General features: G+C 37.1%; 15 protein-coding genes and 1 rRNA gene. 12 read left to right on the top strand and 4 right to left on the bottom strand.

Annotated features, from left to right (window positions below):
- Positions 1-13: 13 nt before the first annotated feature.
- The 7 genes from AC0INN_RS20275 (at position 14) to AC0INN_RS20245 (ending at position 9,489) form a co-directional block, all read left to right on the top strand.
- On the top strand, positions 14-1,489 hold the full coding sequence (locus AC0INN_RS20275) for a SusD/RagB family nutrient-binding outer membrane lipoprotein (RefSeq protein ID WP_172280959.1): 1,476 nt from the start codon (positions 14-16) through the stop codon (positions 1,487-1,489).
- Positions 1,490-1,570: 81 nt separating this feature from the next.
- Positions 1,571-3,919 (top strand): phosphocholine-specific phospholipase C, encoded by a 2,349-nt coding sequence (locus AC0INN_RS20270; protein WP_306614862.1) that lies wholly within the window; start codon positions 1,571-1,573, stop codon positions 3,917-3,919.
- Between the two features lie 281 nt (positions 3,920-4,200).
- Positions 4,201-4,779, top strand: coding sequence for a hypothetical protein (locus tag AC0INN_RS20265; protein WP_273649843.1), 579 nt, complete (start codon positions 4,201-4,203; stop codon positions 4,777-4,779).
- A 96-nt stretch (positions 4,780-4,875) separates the two neighbouring features.
- Positions 4,876-5,676 (top strand): WxL protein host-binding domain-containing protein, encoded by an 801-nt coding sequence (locus tag AC0INN_RS20260; protein WP_273649844.1) that lies wholly within the window; start codon positions 4,876-4,878, stop codon positions 5,674-5,676.
- Entirely contained in the window at positions 5,669-8,425 is a 2,757-nt protein-coding gene (locus AC0INN_RS20255) for a COG1470 family protein (RefSeq protein ID WP_306614859.1), read from the top strand. The genes AC0INN_RS20260 and AC0INN_RS20255 overlap by 8 nt, the downstream gene beginning before the upstream one ends.
- Complete coding sequence (locus tag AC0INN_RS20250; protein WP_306614857.1) at positions 8,422-8,952, top strand: hypothetical protein; 531 nt, start codon at positions 8,422-8,424, stop codon at positions 8,950-8,952. Before AC0INN_RS20255 ends, AC0INN_RS20250 begins: the two co-directional genes overlap by 4 nt.
- A gap of 9 nt (positions 8,953-8,961) precedes the next feature.
- A complete protein-coding gene (locus AC0INN_RS20245) occupies positions 8,962-9,489 on the top strand; it encodes a hypothetical protein (protein WP_172280971.1) in 528 nt (175 codons plus the stop codon).
- 55 nt (positions 9,490-9,544) lie between these two features.
- On the opposite strand, the gene AC0INN_RS20240 is transcribed toward AC0INN_RS20245, so the two are convergent.
- The 3 genes from AC0INN_RS20240 to AC0INN_RS20230 form a co-directional block, all read right to left on the bottom strand.
- On the bottom strand, positions 9,545-11,446 hold the full coding sequence (locus tag AC0INN_RS20240; RefSeq protein WP_306614854.1) for a SusD/RagB family nutrient-binding outer membrane lipoprotein: 1,902 nt from the start codon (positions 11,444-11,446) through the stop codon (positions 9,545-9,547).
- Positions 11,447-11,456: 10 nt separating this feature from the next.
- A complete protein-coding gene (locus AC0INN_RS20235; RefSeq protein WP_306614853.1) occupies positions 11,457-14,357 on the bottom strand; it encodes a SusC/RagA family TonB-linked outer membrane protein in 2,901 nt (966 codons plus the stop codon).
- 224 nt (positions 14,358-14,581) lie between these two features.
- On the bottom strand, positions 14,582-15,175 hold the full coding sequence (locus AC0INN_RS20230) for a PadR family transcriptional regulator (RefSeq protein WP_172280977.1): 594 nt from the start codon (positions 15,173-15,175) through the stop codon (positions 14,582-14,584).
- Between the two features lie 251 nt (positions 15,176-15,426).
- Between AC0INN_RS20230 and AC0INN_RS20225 the strand changes: the two genes are divergently transcribed.
- The 5 genes from AC0INN_RS20225 (at position 15,427) to AC0INN_RS20205 (ending at position 20,022) form a co-directional block, all read left to right on the top strand.
- Positions 15,427-16,509: a cupin domain-containing protein gene (locus tag AC0INN_RS20225; protein WP_306614850.1), complete on the top strand. Its 1,083-nt coding sequence runs from the start codon at positions 15,427-15,429 to the stop codon at positions 16,507-16,509.
- A 36-nt stretch (positions 16,510-16,545) separates the two neighbouring features.
- Positions 16,546-17,433 carry a fumarylacetoacetate hydrolase family protein gene (locus AC0INN_RS20220; protein ID WP_273649857.1) on the top strand — a complete coding sequence of 296 codons (888 nt, stop codon included), beginning with the start codon at positions 16,546-16,548 and terminating at the stop codon, positions 17,431-17,433.
- 23 nt (positions 17,434-17,456) lie between these two features.
- The gene (locus tag AC0INN_RS20215; protein WP_306614848.1) at positions 17,457-17,960 is read left to right on the top strand and encodes a DinB family protein; all 504 of its coding nucleotides are present in this window, start codon (positions 17,457-17,459) and stop codon (positions 17,958-17,960) included.
- Positions 17,961-17,995: 35 nt separating this feature from the next.
- Entirely contained in the window at positions 17,996-19,282 is a 1,287-nt protein-coding gene (locus AC0INN_RS20210) for a spinster family MFS transporter (protein ID WP_273649861.1), read from the top strand.
- Between the two features lie 68 nt (positions 19,283-19,350).
- Positions 19,351-20,022, top strand: a complete 672-nt coding sequence (locus AC0INN_RS20205) for a hypothetical protein (RefSeq protein WP_273649863.1) — start codon at positions 19,351-19,353, stop codon at positions 20,020-20,022.
- 198 nt (positions 20,023-20,220) lie between these two features.
- On the opposite strand, the gene rrf is transcribed toward AC0INN_RS20205, so the two are convergent.
- Positions 20,221-20,301: ribosomal RNA gene (gene rrf, locus AC0INN_RS20200) — 5S ribosomal RNA — on the bottom strand; the annotation flags it as partial.

Genomic DNA, 20,301 nt, shown 5'->3' with positions numbered 1-20,301 from the left:
CATTTCAGTCAAAATGAAAAATATTATAAAATCATTAATTGTTATAGGAGCATTCGCCCTTACATCATGCGAAAGCAACCTTGATAAAATCAATGAAAATCCAAATGATCAGGCTACTATTGATCCTAAATCTCTTTTAACTTACGTTTCACAGTCTGCTTTCCAGGTAAATGGTGATAATATGTATGCTTCAAGGATGATGATCGGAATAGACGGAGAAAATGTTTATCAATACATGAAATGGAACGACTCATCTTTTGAGGTCTATTCCAATGGTCTTCTTAATACGGTTAAAATGATGCAGGAGGCTGAGAGAATCAATAATAAAAATTATATCGCGATCGGTAAATTTTTCAGGGCTTATTATTTTTTCAACTTAAGTTTAAAGTCCGGAAGCATCCCTTATTCTGAAGCAGTAAAAGGAGAGTCTGGAATTACCCAGCCTAAATATGATAGTCAGGAAGCCGTAATGTCCGGAATATTAACAGAATTAAAAGAGGCCAATGACCTTATTAACAGCAACGATAAGATAGAAGGTGATATTATTTATCAGGGAGATGCAACGAAGTGGAAAAAACTGATTAACTCTTTTCGTCTTAAGATTTTAATTACCCTTTCTAAAAAAACTACTGTAGGGAATTATAATATTGCCACAGAATTTGCCTCTATTGCAGGAAGCCAGCCTTTGATGTCTTCTATTACGGATAATGGAGAGCTTAAATTTGCAGATGCCGCTGACAGCAGATACACAATGTTTAATAACAGTGGTTACGGTTCAAGTTTGTATATGGCCGATTATTTTATTAATTTCTTTAAAAACAGACAGGATCCAAGACTATTCACATTTGCTGCCCAAACTACCGCAGCAAAAGAGGCAGGAAAACCTATTACTGATTTTACAGGATATAATGGAGGAAATCCTGTTTCCCCCTATTCTGATAATGCTGCATTAGTGGCTGCAAAAAATATCTCCAAAATCAATGATCGGTTTTATAAAGATCCGACGAATGAACCTTCTTCGGTATTGAGTTATTCCGAGCTGGAATTTATTCTGGCAGAGGCCACTGCAAGAGGCTGGATTTCAGGATCTGCAAAAACACATTATGACAATGGGATTAAAGCAAGTTTCAGTTTTTATCAGACATATGTAAAAAATCCAAATCTTTATTTTTCAGGATTTAATGTGAATAATTATTTAGCTACTCCTTTAGTGGCATATGATAATTCCGCATCGTTATCCAGCCAACTGGAAAGAATTATGACCCAGAAGTACATGACGATGTTCCACCAGTCACAATGGACATCTTATTATGATTATCTGAGAACCGGCTATCCCAATTATCCTTTACAAACTGGGGTCGCTGCACCTTTACGATTCCGATATCCTCAAAGTGAGTATAACTACAACAGTGTAAACCTGAAAGCCGCATTAGCAGCTCAATATGGAGGAACAGATAATATCAATTCCAAACCTTGGTGGTTACAATAAAACTCTAACATTTTTAATTTACTTGAAAGAAATCGCGGGAAATACTTTTATCTTGCGGTTTCTTTCTTATTTTATTTCAGCATGAACAGAAAAGAATTTTTACAGAAATCAGGTTTGTTACTGGCAGGTTTAGGAACTTCAAGTGTTTTGCACCCTTCCATTTTAAAAGCGCTCACAATAGAACCCGCTGCCTTGTCTACATTTTATGACGCCGAACATGTGGTTATTCTGATGCAGGAAAACCGCTCATTTGATCACGCCTTTGGATCATTGAAAGGGGTAAGAGGATTCCTTGATAAAAAAGCATTTGTAAAACAAGACGGGCATTCTGTTTTTTTTCAGAAAGGAAATGACGGAAAGTACGCTGCTCCGGCACGTTTAGACTTAAGAAATACGAAATCCACATGGATGAGCTCATTACCTCACTCCTGGTCCGACCAGCAGAAAGCTTTTAACAAAGGAAAATATGATCAATGGTTACAGTTTAAGGCTTCTGGAAATAAAGATTACAAGAATATACCCCTGACATTGGGGTATTATAATCGTGAGGATCTTCCCTTCTATTACCAGCTTGCAGATGCATTTACCGTATTCGATCAATATTTCTGCTCATCGCTTACCGGCACAACGCCGAACAGGCTTTTTCATTGGTCAGGTACTTTAAGAGAGCAACAAAACGGCAAAGTAAAAGCAAATGTTTATAATGAAAATATTGATTATGACAGTAACCGACAGGCAAGATGGAAAAGCTTCCCTGAAATACTGGAAGAACAAAATGTTTCATGGAAAATATATCAGAATGAAATCAGTCTTCCAAAAGGAATGTCCGGAGAACAGGAAGCCTGGCTGAGCAATTTTACAGACAATCCCATTGAATGGTTTTCGGCATTCAACGTAAAATTCTCTAAAGGATATTATAAGCATATTCCCCATATGATCAGCTACCTGCAGAAGGAAATCGAGAAGAATCCTAATCAGAAAGAAAGGTTGGAGAGACTTATAGCTGAACTGAAGGAAGATCAGGTAAAGTATCATCCTGATAACTATGCAAAATTATCCCAAATGGAAAAAAACCTTCATGAAAAAGCATTTACCAATAATTCAGGAGACCCTGATTTCTGGAATCTGGAAACAGGAAATGATGAACATGGAGAAAAACTAATAGTTCCTAAAGGAGATGTATTATTTCAGTTCCGTAAGGACGTTGAAGAGAAAAAGCTTCCTTTGGTTTCATGGCTGGTTGCTCCGGAACACTTTTCGGACCATCCGGGATCACCTTGGTATGGGGCATGGTATATTTCTGAAGTTCTAAATATCTTGACGAAGGATCCTGAAACCTGGAAAAAAACCATTTTTATAATCAATTATGATGAAAATGACGGATATTTTGATCATGTTTTACCCTTTTCTCCGCCACTAAATCCAAGTCAGCCGGTAGACATGAATGGAAAAGAAGGAGTAGAATATGTTAATAAAGATCAGGAATATATGCTGTCATCTCAATTGAGAGATTATGAACGTATTGAAGGAACTGTTGGACTTGGTTACAGGGTTCCGATGATCATTGCTTCCCCATGGACAAAAGGGGGTTTTGTAAATTCTGAGGTTTCCGATCATACTTCTGTATTACAGTTTCTTGAGAAATTCATCAGGAAAAAATTCAGTAAAGATGTCACCATAGACAATATCAGTGACTGGAGACGAGCCATTTGTGGAGATTTGACTTCTGCTTTTAATGATTCAAATGTGACGGTCCCAAAAATGGATTATCTGAATCAAAAAGAATATACCAAAACCATTAATGCAGCCAAGAATAAGCCTGTTCCTGATCTGAAATGGCATTCTGAACATGAGCTATCTCATGCATTACTGGAAATTCAGGAGAGAGGGATAAAGCCATCCAATGCACTCCCTTACAATTACCATGTTAATCTCGCAGATAACAGTATTAAAATGGAGAACCTGAAGGAGGCAGGAGTTCCATTATTAATCTACGACAGAACAAAGCTAGATGATCATGGTAATTATTATTTTTCCTATGCTTTATACTCAAAACAAACATTGTCACACGCTGTTTATCTGGATAATTATGATTATGAAGTTTTTGGACCCAATGGTTTCTTCAGGAAATTTAAAGGTCAGCAGAAACCGGAAGTAGAGATACAAATGCTTAATGATACGAAAAATAATGAAGCTCAATTGATATTTAAAAAGAAGAAAAATGGAAATATCATGATGGATATAGAAGATCTGTATGAAAAGACCTATAAAAAAATTGCGCTTAGTAAAGATGAAGAAAAAATAACCCTTAACCTGAAAAAGAACAAAGGCTGGTATGACATAAAAATAAGTTCATCCGATCACATCTGGCACTTTTCAGGAAGAGTAGAGACAGGAAAAGTTTCTATTTCTGATCCACATTGGGCATAATTTCAATTGAAATTTCAAAAAAATATACAAAAGTCTTACAGCATTGTGAGACTTTTTTTCTTTTTCATTTTCTCAAATATTGAATTATTTTTTAATCGGATATAAAAAAATTAGGCATTATTATTAATAACAACAATCAAATAGTTCTCTATTTTGTGATAAAAATTCATTATGTTTCGCATTAGAAATGAGGAGGTAAGGAGTCATAAAAAAGATAAAATCTTTTATACTTTCTCTTTATTTTATTAACTTCACTTGAAAATTAATAATAACTAACTACCATGAAAAAATTCACACTTCCATTATCATTATCTTTAGTTGCGTTGGCCATTTCAGCCCATGTAAACGCACAAGATACCAACACCGACAATCACACCATTACGATTTCCGTTCCGGAAGTTGCGCTTGTTGATATTGAACCTGCGGCTACCAAAAATATTACTTTAGGATTTACAGCTCCTACAGAAGCTGGACAACCTATTGTTGCAAGCCCTGCCAATACAACACTTTGGCTTAACTACTCTTCAATAAAATCAGTTGCAGATCCATCCCGTAATGTTACCGTTCGATTAAATGCTTTAGTTCCCGGGATAGACATTCAAGTTACCGCAGCAGCGGCAACAGGTGCTGGTGCGGGAACATTAGGAACGCCATCAGCTCTGATTACATTAAGTGCAGCAGACCAGACAATTATCTCTGGGATCGGAAGTGCTTATACCGGAAATGGAGCTAATAACGGCCATAATCTTACGTATGCCCTTGCAGCAGGAAGTGGACCTGGCGGAGTTGCAGCTTACGCTGATCTACAAGCTACAGCGACAACTGTTGCTACTGTGACTTATACTATTTCGGACAATTAATATCTGAAAATACATATTTGAATAAGAAGAAATCGCTTTGTCAGTTTCTTCTTGTTCATCTATTGCATGATCTTCAACTTAAAATTTTTAATAAGAATGACAAAGCGAATCTTTCTTCTTACTTTCCTGATCTTACCTTACCTATTTTTGCATGCGGGTATCGTTGTGCTTAATGGGCTTTCGCATAATTACAAGGTAGAAAACGGACAGATTTACAAAGGAAAAATAGCCTTGCAAAACACCGGTGACAAACCTCAAAATGTGAAAATATTTTTACAGGACTTCAGTTACCAGTCAAATGGTTCTATCTACTATACAACTCCGCATACGAATGAAAGGACCAATACGGATTGGATAAGGCTTAATACAACCTTTCTTACTTTAAAGGCTAAAGAAAAAACAGAGGTCTTTTATGAAATTACCGTTCCTAATCAATTAAATTCTCCCGGTAGTTACTGGAGTGTTGTCATCGTTGAACCTGTAGATGAAATAAAACCGAGTGATAGTAAGCAGGGAATTAATATTACTTCTGTTGTAAGGTATGCCATCCAGATCATAACTGATTTTGATTCCGAAAAGGTAAAACCGGATCTAAAGTTTGAAAATATTAAAGTTGAAAAAGAAGAGGGCAGACAAATATTAAAAATTGCCATCGCCAACCAGGGAGCAATCTATTGCAGATCAACGGCTTCCGTTGAGATATACAACCGAAAGAATGGTGAGAAAATAGGAACATTTTCATCACAGGCAATGGGACTATTACCGCAAACCTCCAAATCCTTTCCTATTGATATCAGTAAAATGCCTCCCGATAAATATACTGCAGTCATCATTGCAACAGATGAAGATGAAAACGCATTTGCTATCAATGTGGAACTAGAAGTAAAAAATGACTAGAAATTGGGCCTTATATCTTTTCATACTATTCCCAGTACTTATTTTTTCACAAAAACAATCCAGAGAAATTGTCAATAAAAAAGATAGTATACTACCGGGAACGGCTTCTTCTATTTCTTTTTCCCTGGAAAATACGACTTCTCAGAATAAGGTTTATGATATTGTCATTGAAACTTCAAATCAATACATTATTCCCATTTTAAAGAAGAATCAAGTTTCAATTGCAGGCGACGAAACTTACCTATATCTGGTCCCATTGCGTATAGCCACAGAAACACCGCAGGGAAAATATACCATAACATTACGAGGTCTGGGAAGTGATAAAACCGATCAATTTATTAAAACGGCAGAAATAAATGTTCTCCCGGTCAGAAAGCTTTCAGTAACGGCAATCAATTCTCCGGAATTCGTAAAAGCAGGTGAAACCATCACCTCCTCTTTTCTACTTAAAAACAGTGGAAATGTTACTGAAAAACTGATCCTGGAAAGTAAAAATGCCGTGGTAAATCACGATGCAACTCTCCTTTTACCTCCAGGCGAAGCAAAAGTAATCAACATCAGTAAGGTCACAAATCCGGATCTGGGTAAAAATGAATATCAAAATCTTAATCTGTCCGTGTATTCAGTGGATCATCCGGCAGAAACCCAAACGGCTTACAGCAGTACGAAAATTATTTCTGTTAAACCTGATGAAGATGATATATACCATCGTTTACCGGTTTCCGCCTCGATGGCTTTTATTGGAATGAAAAACAGAGGAGAATACCACGATGGCTTCCAGGGTGAATTGTATGGTAAAGGAACGCTGGATAAAGAAAATAAAGGGACATTGGAATTTCACGCTGTAACTTCCAACCCGGTTGAATTCAATTCCTTCACCCAATATGAGGAATATTTTATTAACTACAGACGGGATGAATTTTTCGTTCATCTGGGAGACAAGACCTATTCTTCCTCTTATCTTACCGAGTATGCACGATATGGCCGTGGAGCTGAAATTCGTTATAATTTCAAAAAGGTCAGTATCGGAGGATTTTACAATCACCCTAGATTTTTCCGGGATATCAAAGATGAATTCAATGTATATTCCACATTCAGGCTTCATAAAGAATCTGAAATTACAGCAGGTTATTTGTACAAGATTCCAAGACCCGGTAAAACAAGTTTAAGTTTCAGTGGTCTGAGATTAGATTCTAACGCTCACCTTCCCTATGCTACCGGAAAATTCAAACTGAATAAAAATCTTGATGTTTCCGGTGAAGTAGCCTATAGCAAAACAGATCGAATGGAAGGAAATGCCTACATGGTTCAGCTTCTTGCCAGCTACACGAAAATCAACGGAAATCTGATGTATATGAAATCAAGTCCTGATTTTGCAGGATATTTCAGCAATACAAGCACATTTAACGGTAACGTCCAGTATAAGATCTCCTCCAGGCTCAATGCATTTGCCAATTATGTTCAGGATGCCCGAAATTTTCAAAGAGATACTTTGTTTTTAGCAGCTCCTTACAGAAATTATTTTCAATATGGAATAAGCTACAGGTATCTTAAAAATGGTTCTATCATGTTATACAACGGATATCAGAAATATAAAGATCGTCTTGAACCGAGACAGTTTGACTATTATGAAAGATTCGTAAGGGTAAGTATTGATCAGCAGATTGGTATTTTTCAGGTTAATCTTCAGGGGCAATTTGGAAAGACAGATAATTACCTGAGTGGATTTACTGGAAATTCCAGCTTTTATACCGTAAATCTGGCTTTTGAAAAGCTGAAAACCTCCTTCAATGTATTTGGAAGTTACGCAATAACTCCCCGGTATCAGTTACAAGACCAGGAACAGATATACTATGGTGCCCGTGTTATAAGTAGATTCTCACCGAAAACAAATCTTAGTATTTTCTATCAGAATAACTATATCCCTGAAGAGTATTTTAATGACCGCAACCTTTTTGAGGTCTTATTTCATCAGCAGATTTTTCCGGGCCATGAATTTGATGTATCAGGTAGATATGCTTTGCAGAGAGGACAATTAGGAAACAAAGATTTTATTTTTTCATTACGATACACCTGGCGTCTGAATATGCCGGTACAAAAAACTGCAGAGTACACAACGCTATCTGGAAATATCGGAAATCTGGGAGTTAAAAAAGTGGAGGGCATAAGACTTACTATGGGAAATCATTTATCCATTACAGATAAAAACGGAAATTTCATTTTTAAAAATATAAATCCGGGAGACTATATTTTAGAAATCGACCGTTCAACCACTGACATTAATGATATTCCGGATATCAGCCTTCCTGCTACCGTATTGTTAACAAATAAAGAGAATATATTTAATTTTGGTTTAACCACTGCTGCCGCTATTCAGGGAGTTATTCAATTTAAGGAAACTACGGATCCCAATCAGCTCAGTTTTGCTCAGTTCCAGCTTAAGAAAGAGAAAAAAAGAAAAGAAAGCATCATTATTGAAGCTTCCAATGGAGACCAGACCTATCGTAAAATAGCTTATATAGGAGAAAATTTCGATTTCACCTATTTACGCCCTGGAGATTGGGACATTAAGTTGTATAGAAATGGCCTTGACAAACGATACAAAATATCAATGGATGCCTTTCATTTTACCTTACATCCTTCTGAAACAAAATCCCTTGTTATTGATGTCGTAAAGCAGCAAACCGAAATTAAGTATCAAAAAGAAAGCATAAAAGTAGGATATAATACCATAAAAAAACAAAAATGAGATCACTATCAGCCTTATTTTATGTGATATTTATTTCAATAATTTCAATATCTGGCAAAGCTTTTTCCCAGATCTCAGTTGCTGCGACATTACCTATTGTAACATTATTGGATATCGAACCTGCAGGAAATATCACATTAAGTTTTGTAGCCCCTACTGAAGCAGGCCTGCCTTTGGTAAATCCAGCAGTAAATACAACAAAATGGATCAACTATACTTCGGCCATCGCTGCTGGTGGCCTCACAAGGAGAGTCACAGCATCTGTTAACCAGGTAATTCCCGGAATCAATATAAGATTACAAGCTGCTGCTGCATCCGGCTCGGGTGGAGGCACATTGGGTACTCCAGCTGCACAGGTAACCTTAACCACAACAGCAGTTAATATCATTACAGGCATAGGAGGTGCATTTACCGGAAACGGAGCTAACAATGGACACAGACTAAGCATTAGCTTAGTTCCCAGTACTTATGGAAGCATAACGAGTACCAATACTCCGGTAGTCATTACCTATACCATCACCGAATAAAAAAAAGAAATGGAATACAATATGAATTTTTTAAAGAAAGGAAAACACGCTATAAGTAGTCTGTGTGTTTTTTTATTAATCATATTGACGGGCTCTGCTCATGCACAATCTTTAACGGTAGGTGGCAGCAACTGGACCGTAAGCATCCCTCCTATCACTGAAGCAGGAACAAATTATGCCGGAACGTATGAAAGTGCAACCAATCAAATTCTTCTGGCTGCAAGTGTCCCTTTATTACTTGGTACGGCTAAGGTAACGGTACGCTATATACCGGATCCCACATGGAATAATTCTCTGGTTTTAAATATAAGGAGAACAGGTAACGGAACCACAGTTTGCGTATTATGCTCCATCACCGGAGGTACAACTTACCAGGCTATTACCCAAGCTGATCTTGAATTATTCAGAATTACTGCTGTATTAGCTCTTGCCTCATATAGCAATATTCCTCTTCAATTGGAATTAACAGGAGTATCTGTAACAATTCCGGCTGCAACTTATAACGCAAGGATAGTTTTTACAATAGGACCGATATAATTTAAATAAAAATCCCTGCTCAAGGTCTGAACAGGGATAAAAAGAATTATTTTTATTAGTGTTTTGCCCACCATAGCGGAGTCAGTATAGCATCTTCTGCCCCTAAAAGCTGTACAGCTTTCTGATAGCCATCGGGATCCGAATTACGGAAGCTGCTTGGATACCTTAGTCTCTGAGGAAAATTCTTAATTGAATTCGTCATATAATTACCTGTTGTAATAGCTGGTAAGTTAACTAAGGGAGTTTCCACAGCCGGATTTTCAAAAAACGGCAATCCCAGCCTTCGGTGGTCATTCCATGATTCAAGCGGAAGCCACGGCATGTTAGCCAAATACTTTTGCGTAATGATTTTAGTTAATTTATCATTTTTAAATGCTCCATTTTTGTATATCGTATTAACAGGATAGTTAACAGAGACTGAGACCAAATTATTGGTCGCCGGATCTTTGTACTTCATTATGTGTGTTGCTCCAGGTTCCGAAATATGACTGTATGCAACAGAAGTTCCGTCACGGTTATAATCGGTAGAAGCAATATACTGACCGTAAAATTGAGAAACCCCATTATAAGTAAAGCTATCCTGGATCCCTTTGTTATAGGCGGCTTCATCGCTCATTGGAGTTGACCATCCTTTCAAAGCAGCTTCTGCAATCAGGAAATAAGATTCCCAGCTCGCAAAAAATATCCTGGAATTAGCGCTTTCCCTGTATTGCTTACCCAACGCCGGTGCACGGCCAATTAATCCTCGTAATCCATTCCTTTGTCCTTTTTCGGCCCAGTTTCCAATAGTAAATGCATTCCAGGTATTGACTGCATTTACAGTAATGGTCGTATTATCTGAAAATTTCAGTTCTCCATAATTGGTTTTCGCATCGTTGGTATAAGTAGGATAAAGAGAATAAATAGGATTGTTGAAATCACCGGGAATGTAAAATGTTTTGTATGCCCTAGGATCCATTTTGTTCGGAATTCCATCCAGCCAATATCCTGCGGATGGATCATTAGTAAGTTTTGTAAACTGCTCATCATATCTTATTCCAATATAATCTTCGTCCCGTATTGCACTATGCTTATCAGCGCTAAGTTGATCTGCAGAATTTATACCTCCTAATCCAACATATAGATTGTTAAGAGTAGCAGATAATAACTGTGAATTCCATTCACGCGACATCACACCGGTAAGAGCATCCCATCCCGGTTTTTCTGCGACACTAAAATTTTCGCTACTTACGCTTATAAAATTATTAGTTGCCACAGCCGCCTCAAATTCTGATTTTGCCTTAGCCGGATCTACTTCAGAAATTCTCATTGCTATTCTCATGCGAAGCGAATTGGCATATTTAACCCATAAATTCCATTTTAATTTATAGGCAAGATCATATTTTGAGATATTGTCCGCAGGCACCGGCTGATTAAGATCGATTTTGCCCACAGCATCTTTTAATTCCTCCAGGATATAGTAATATACTTCTTTTTCAGAATTAAAATCAGGATTAACTGCCTGAAATGCCTGGATCGGCTGAGGTCCGAAATTATCCGAAAACTCACTCATTAGATAGGCTCTCCATATACGGGCAACCTGAATCAAATTGTCATAATGAGGCAGCCCCTGACCCTTAGCTTTCTTTTCATTGGCAATTTGAATCGTAGCATTGGCATTATTCAGCCATTGTGAGATATACTTCCAATATTCCACACTCCACGCATCATTATCCGTACCGCCGGCTATACCCGTACTGAGATGCTGCCTTGCTGCTGTTTTCCAGTATAACACAAAAACTCTTTCTGCAATATTGGGATCTTGCTGTGCTCCTAAGATTGAACTGTTTAAAAAATATTCAGGCTGCACCTGATCAATATTGGCAGATAACGGATCTGTATTAATTTCTTCAAAATCTTTACATCCTGAAAATGCTACAAAAATTAATACGAGAAGTGTAATTATATATTTTTTCATGGGTATTGTATTAAAATCCTAAGGTTATGGTAAATAAATATGATCTCATGGTCGGAAAGGCAAGGTTTTCAAAACCTACCGCATTTGAACTTATAGCGAACACTGATTCGGGGTCAATTCCCTTTGCCTTACTATAGATCATCCAAACATTATTTGCTGTGAATGCCACTTTAGCGCTTTTTATCACAAACTTTTCAAACATTGTCTTTGGAAAGTTATAAGAAACCTGAATATTTCTTAGTCGTATGTTCGTTGCATCATAAATATTCTGTTCTGTAATACCTAAATTTCCTGTGGTAACCGCTTCCCAGTAATTCTGCTGTGTAATCTCTTTAGTGTTGGCTGTAAAGCCTCCATTATTTCCGGCAACGACTCCGTCCACTACAAAATTATCGCGTTTTCCGCCAGGTGCAGTATCTTTCGCTAAACCTGATTTTTGCAATGCTAATTGTGTTCCTGAGAAAAATTCTCCACCGATACGCCCGTCAATCTGAAAGGAAAGACCAAAATTTTTGTAAACAAAACTATTGGTAAAACCAAATAATGCTTTAGGAGACTGATTTCCCAAATAGAAAAGACCGGTTTCCTTTTGAGGCGCACCATTTCCATCTACGATCAGTTTACCAAAATAAGGACTGCTTGTATCTTCAACCCTCTTAAATTTGGAGCCGTATATAGCACCATATCTTCTTCCAACCTCTGCGAATATGCTTACATCATCAAATCCGCCAAGCGAATATTTAGTAACCTCTCCATCGATCTTATCAATTCTGCTTGTCATTTGGGAAAAATTGACATTCGTATTCCACGTAAAATCCTGTTTTTTAACAATATCCGTATTGAATACTACTTCAATTCCCTGATTCTGCAGACCTCCTGCATTGATCTTTTTTTTCTCATACCCTGAAAGAGGATTCATTGGCAGGTTGATCAGCTGATCAGTTGCTTTGGTATTGTAATAACTGACATCCAGTGAAATCCGGTTAAATAATCGCAGATCCAGACCAACTTCAAATGTTTTAAGTTTTTCATTCCTTAAGTTCGGATCATATAAAATCTTTTTCCGATCTGCTGTTACGTTTCCGTTAGGATCTTTTTTAACTTCAAAAGTATTGTAAAGTTCATAGGCTTCCAGCGAGTTCCCAGTTACAGCATAAGAAGCTCTTACTTTAGCAAAAGATAAAAATTTGAGCTTAGTCCCGTTTATTTTTGCAAGCATATCGGTAATAACCAATGAAGTACTTATAGAAGGATAAAAATAAGACCGGTTTTCTACCGTAAGCGTTGATGACCAATCATTCCTTGCTGTAGCATTAATAAACCAATATCCATCATAATTTATCTCTGCCGCTGCAAAAGCTGAGTTGATTTTTTTATTTAAAATAACTTCCCGTATGTCGGGATTACCTACAGAATTATTGATATTAAAAAAGTTGGGAGAAGTCAGATTGGGAGCTGAAAGATAGATCGCATTTGTCCTTGTTTCCATCATTTGTCCATATATCGATAAGGAACCACCCCATTTTCCAATAATATTGTCCTTTTTGGCATTCAAACTCGTTATATAATTATTCTCATAAAACTTTTCCTGGCTTGTATTATAAGAATTATTCAGCCTGGATCCCGTCCATGTTTTCGCATTGGCATCCAAAGAATAAAAGTCCGTTCCTAAGCGAACATCCGCACTCAGCCAGTCATTGAATTGATATTTAAGATAGCCACTTAGCAAGAAGCGGTCTTTTTTATCTTCATTCAACCTATTGTAAGAAGCCCAATAAGGATTAACTCCGTTATTTGTTATCCATCTCTGCGTAACGTTATTCTCGGTCATTCCTTCTTTGTAATCTCTTATATCAATATTTCTCGGCATTAATAAGACACTACCATAAGTATTATTATCCAAACCTCCATTAGGACGATTATTTGCCTTGGTACTTATATACTGGATTTTCACATCAGTTGTCCATCTCTTTTGTGCCCCGAAATTAGAATTCATTTTAGCCATAAAATTCCATCTTTCATACTTCGAGTTGGGAACCTGACTATTGTCGTATAAATAATTTCCGGAAGTATATAAGTTTGTTCCCTCGCCCAGGTTTTCCTGAAAACTTATTGTATGTTGGACACTCGTACCTGTCCTGAAAAAACCTTTAAGGTTATCATAGACTTTCATATCTGTTCCATCGATCTGAGGTCCCCAGCTGTTTGTATTATCAAGATTACTTGGCAGATTTGGAAGTCCGTTGCTTCCCTGAGCAAAGTTACTTTGCAAGTCGGGCTTCATAAATATCTTTTCAAAACCTAAACTTGTGGAGTACGTGATGCCTACTCCTCCTTTCTTTTTGCCGGATTTCGTTGTGATGAGAATAACCCCGTTTCCAGCTCTTGCTCCGTATAATGCCGATGCAGCTCCTCCTTTAAGAACAGAAATAGTTTCGATATCGTCAGGGTTAATATCACTTAAACCATTTCCCATATCAGTATCCGGGTTCCACAAATCATTATTCTTTGCCCCGTCCTGGCTCCTGCCTTTTACTCCGGCTGAATTATTAATGGGAATACCATCCACGACAATTAAAGGCTGGCTATCTCCTTCAAAGGAATTGAATCCCCTGATATTGATTCTGGAAGATGAAGCTGGACCAAATCCGCCCTTTACAACCTGAAGTCCCGCCACCTTACCTGTTAGTGCATTGGTGACATTGTTTTCCTTCGCGTCTACTAAAGCCTGTCCTTTAACATCCTGGAAAGAATATCCCAGAGATTTCTTCTCTTTTTTCACACCATATGCAGTAACAACTACTTCATCAATTTTTGAAGTTTTAATTGAATCTGTAGATTGTGCATAAAGCCCATTGAAACAAAAGAATGCAGATTGTAGTAGACCAATCCTAAATAGTGTTTTATTCATATTATATTAATGTGATGTGACACAAACATAATATTTTAATACTATTTAACAAAGTAGCAAAATCTAAAAAGAGGAATTAATGTATAAATTTGAATCTAACACATTTATATTCAAATCAAAAAAATGACGACAAAGTGAAATATTCCACTATATTTTAACCGGAATATCGTGTTTCTGTTGCATTATAACAATTAGGAAAATCAGAATATTTACCTAACAGGCTTTTACAAATCATTTTCTGAAAAAAAAGAATAGGCAAATTGTCGAATTCGTTTTGCCTGTTCAACCTCAAACCTTGCCTTGGCAGCAATTTCACCATAAGCAAAAGCACGCGCCATCTGAATTTTTTTAAACTTCTCTTTTGGAGTAGATTCCGATCTCATTTTCATCAGCTTGTACTCATTGGTTTGTATTTTATAGGTAGCTTCTTCAAGCTGGCGTGCTCTTTTTTCAAATTTTTCAATATGTTTATCTATCACAGAAAGTGCCTGTTCTAAAGTACACTTTTCCATGTAAGAAGACCAAAGTAAAAAAGGCTCCCGAATGGGGATATATTGAATATCATCCTGAATCCAATCATCAAGCTCTTTTCGACCAGTGTCGGTAAGGGTATACTGCTCCACATTCATTTTTTCTCCCCTGATACTATTTTCAGTTTCTACCAGGTTGCTCTCTTTCATACTTTTAAGAGCATTATAAATCTGGCTAGCTGTAGCACTCCAAAACGGAACTACTGAAGTACTCAAATTTTGAGCAATTTCGTAGCCTGTCATAGGGGCTATTTCCAACATAGACATAATGATGTGTTTGGTCGACATACAGATGTTTTATACAAATATACTCATTACAATTCTATTTTTTCATCAACCTCAAAATATTACTTTAAATACTATTTAAAAATAATAATACAAAAAGAATGCATTATCAAAATATTTAAATTTATTCAAATTTAATTTGGAATATTCATTTATTTATATCTAAATTTAACATCACCATATTATTTACATCATAAAAGCAATAATCCATATTTTGCAAAAACAAAATAAAATAATATCATAAATACTATATTATGAAAGAAAAAGCAGCGTTATACTCCAAACTAAAAGAACAAAATCTAGTTCCTCTTTGGCTTGTCGAGCAAGATGTATTACCGCTACGGCCTAATCCGGCTGCAATCCCCTGGCTTTGGAAATGGGATCAACTTTATGAACTGGCAGCAACTTCCGGAAAGCTCGTAAATCTTGAAGAAGGAGGGGACCGACGTGCTTTAGGATTAAGCAATCCAGGGCTTAATGGAAAACCTTATGCCACTGAAACTTTATGGATGGCATTACAATGGTTAAATGGTAAAGAGATCGCTCCTCCACACCGCCATATTTCACAGGCCTCAAGATTCATTATCCGAAGCGAGGGTTCTTATAGTACAGTTGAAGGAAATAGAATCTTTTTGGAAAGAGGAGATTATGTACTTAATCCCCCCATGCTGTGGCACGACCATGGCTCTACCAATGATAAACATGCGATCTGGTTAGACGCTTTAGACATTCCGCTTACCAACTATCTCAATGCCAATTTTTTTGAATCCTACCATTTGGATCAACAGGAAATAACCAAAAAAATGAATGCGTCTGTACTGAAGCATGGCAATGGTAATTACCGTCCTTTATGGGAACCTTCTAATAATGAATATCCTCCGGTATCAGTTTTTAAATGGAAAGACACCCTAAAAGCACTTAATGATCTTAAAGAAGCAGATGAAGCGAGTCCTTATGATGATGTTGCCCTGGAATACGTCAATTCATTCAATGGAAAGGCAGTCATGAAAACCTTTGGTGCATCAATACAAATGATCCGTCCTAAAGTACATACCAAAGCCCATCGTCATGTTTCCAGCAATGTATACTATGTTTTTGAAGGGAATGGCTATTCAGTGATAGATGGGGTACAATTTAACTGGTCGGAAGGGGATTTCTTTGTGATTCCTACCTGGGCCTATCATGAACATTGTAACATTTCAGAGGATTCTGATGCAATCCTATTCTCCGTAAATGATACCCCGCTGATGCAGACACTCGATAAATACAGAGAAGAACCTTATCTCGAAAACGATGGTTATCAAACCGTTCGCGAAGTCTTTAAAAGTCCTCTCTAATTCTTCTGATCAATTTAAAATTTTAAAATACATCCAATGAAATTATTAATGTTTACCGTGGGCTCTTCACAGCCCAAATTCGGGGCTTTTGTTCAGGAAAAAATCATTGATCTTAATGAAATTGCCCGCCTGGCAAAGCTTTCCCTGCCTCCCAGTATACAAGAATCTCTAAAAAGCAGTTCCGGATTATCAGATGCTGAAAAAGTTATCGCATATACTGTGGCAAACTGGAATCAACTTCCGGAAAATGCGATTTGGAAAGAAGATCAGATTGAATGGCTTCCTATAGTAGGATCTCCCGAAAAAATTGTATGTGTGGGACTGAATTATAAGCACCATATTATGGAAATGAAAAGAGAAATGCCTTCCACACCCGTATTATTTGCTAAAATGGCAACGACATTAAACGGACATAGACAAGATGTTCCGTATATAGACCTCTCTAACTCTTTAGATTATGAAGCAGAAATGGCTGTTATTATCGGTAAAAAAGGGAAAAATATAAAAAAAGAGAATGCCTTAGAGTATATAGCTGGGTATTCATGCTTTAATGATGTAACAGTACGTGAATATCAATTTAGAACTATTCAGTGGATGCAGGGAAAAAACTTCGATGGACATGGACCTATAGGCCCTATGCTGGTAACCCCCGACGAAATAGAAGATCTTGCTGCTTCCAGAATTACCCTTCGACTCAATGGAGAAGTAATGCAGGAGTCTTTTATTGGTGATCTTATTTTTGATGTTCCCACCCTTATTGAAGCTATATCAGAAATCATGACCCTGAATCCCGGAGACATCATCGCCACTGGCACTCCCTCTGGTGTCGGATTTGGGAGGACTCCAAAAGTATTCATGCAAAGAGGAGATGTAGTGGAAGTAGAAATTACCAATATCGGCATGCTACAAAATACTATTAAATAAATACGATTCTTAAAACATAAATTATGAGCAATACAACATTAACTCTTGAGGAGATCAAGGAATCTCTTCAACATTCCCAAAAAAAATTCTTGGATTTACTAGACAAAGTTGTTCCCACACAAAAGCTATATATAAGGCCTTCGAGCGAAGAATGGTCTTCTGGTATTGTATTCTGGCATATTGGTGAAGCCCGGATTTTCTTTGTAAACGAAATCCAAAAAGTATTGGATGATCCTTCTATTTCTATTGGTAGAAAAATGGATAATCCAATTCGTTTAGCCAATATAGAAGAAGCGGATAAAATTCAACCATCACCAGCAGAAATCCGGGACAGATTGGAAAAAAGCTATACCGAAATTACCCGTTTATTTGAAAAGCTGACCCCTTCCGACCTAGAAAAGGAAATTCAGCATATGAATCATAAATTCGGATTAATGAAACTTAGGGATTTTATTGATCATTTTATCGTTGAGCATGATGCTATCCACGTTGCTCAAATTAACAGGGTCGTGAGTCAGATCAACTAGGGATATAATATATTCACATAAAAAATAAAACTTATATGAACTCTCAAATTTCTGAGCATAAAAGGCTGGGGCAAACCCAGCCTAATTATGCACTACTATTACTGACTCTGGTATTTGCGCTAGGGTTATTGGACCGGGTTATTTTCAATGTACTTTTGGACCCTATCAGAGAGGAATTCCACCTATCAGACACTGTGATGGGTTTATTATCAGGCTTCGCTTTCGTTGCATTTTATTCTGCCATGACCTTTCCCGTTGCAAGACTTGCCGACCGATATAACAGAAGGAATATTGTGGTTACAGGACTTACTATATGGAGTGCCATGACTGCTTTTAGCGGACTTGTGGCTAATACTCTTCAGCTTACTATTGCCAGGATCATGGTTGGCTTTGGAGAGTCAATGGGGTCTGCTCCTGGTCATTCTCTTCTTTCCGATTTTTTCCCGAAAGAAAAGCGTCCTAAAGCTTTCAGCATTTATTCCGGAGGTCTTCACATTGGAATACTGTTAGGCTATATCATTGCTGGTCTTGTAGGCCAAATGTTGGGATGGCGTTATGCCTTCTTTTTTGCCGGAGCACCCGGACTTATACTTGCTCTCATTATCCGTTTAACAATGAAAGAACCATTACGAGGCAGCTCAGAAGAACATTACAAACTAAAAGAGCTTGGAATTCCTTTAAAAGAAGCCCTTAAAGACATTTTTAGCCGGCAAAGTTATCTTCTTGTACTCATCGCAACCACTATGGGAGCTTTCGTGATTTATGCATTAAGTACGTGGGAAGCAACTTTCCTCAGAAGAATTTATCACTTTAATGGAAAACAAATAGGATTGATTGTAGGAGTGGTGAAAGGGGGAACGGGTCTTGCAGGTGCCTTTCTTGGAGGATGGCTTTCCAATACCTTTGGAAAGAAAGATTATAAATATATCTTACAAATCCCAGCTATAGCAACATTTTTATGTGCCGCCTTTTCTCTTGTATTCCTATTTTCCACAAATGCTGCTATGGCCATTATAGGACTCGGTATGACAACATTTTTTCTCGCATTTCATATTGGAGTATCGTGGGGTGTAGCTCAGACAGTCACACGTGTTGAAGTACGTACACTGGCTGCCGCAATATTAACCATTTCCTGCAACTTTATCGGTCATGGATTTGGCAGTTCTGTCCCAGGCTTTTTCAATGATCTTTTGTCTGAAACATATAGTGTTAATGCCATACGCTATTCATTGTTATCTGCAACAGGTGTAGCATTGCTAGCAAGTATCATTTATTGGAAAGCTTCAGGGCTTCTAAGAAAAGACATTAATACAATAGAATAAAGATAGATTTATTCTTACTGTTTTTGATACAACCTATTTTAATTGTTTATTTTAAAACTTATATCTCTATGCTTTATTCGTATAAAAAAAATTTCAGCTATTGCCTTTTACTTTTATCATACTTATTTCACGCACAAATCACCAATGATAGTATCCCATCTCCACCGATAATTCAAACAGAGATTGATGCAGGTTATAGAAAAATACTGCTGTCCACAATTGTTACAAAAAAAATTGATAGACAAAAGAAATTTAATCTTCTTAACATAACAGCTGTACACAGCTTCTATACTAAAGATGACCGTCGTTTTGATGAAGTATTTAGTAATATGGCTGTAACCTATAATTACGCAGGTCCTTTTGCGGCGGGTGCCGGAATGAAATTCGTTAATACTACCGGAATTACTCCTTTTCTAACAGTACAATATTCCAAACGTACTCCAAGATTATCCGCTATAATACTTCTTTCTTACATGGTAATCAATATTCCTTTGCGGGAAGCTATTGTAATGATCAATTATCGGTATCCAATCAATCGAGATTATCAGCTCTTTACCCAGCTACTGGCCACTACCAGCTGGTTAGATTTTAAACTACACCGTAGAAGTCAGCAACAATTTCGGATAGGATTGGACAACAAAGCCTTTCAATATGGACTTGCTATAGATTTTGATCAGTATGGATTAAACCCTGTAACCAAAACCAATGTTGGATTGTTTCTTCGAAAAGAGTTTAGATAGATAGCATTAATAATAAATGATGATTGATATTTGATGAATGATCTTTTATCATTTATCATTCATCAATGATAAATGATCACTGACCCTTATCGTTTATCATTTATTGCTATGGTGTGGTGTAGTAGGTATAGATGTGTATAGGTATAGTTATAAAATAAAAAAGTCTCATACAAATTCATGTATGAGACTTTTAATAAAAACTGGCGGCGACCTACTCTCCCGCTTGTCGCAGTACCATCGGCGCTGGTGGGCTTAACTTCTGTGTTCGGAATGGGAACA

This window comes from Chryseobacterium subflavum, from assembly GCF_055762745.1.
This window is presented reverse-complemented; position numbering and strand designations above follow the sequence as displayed.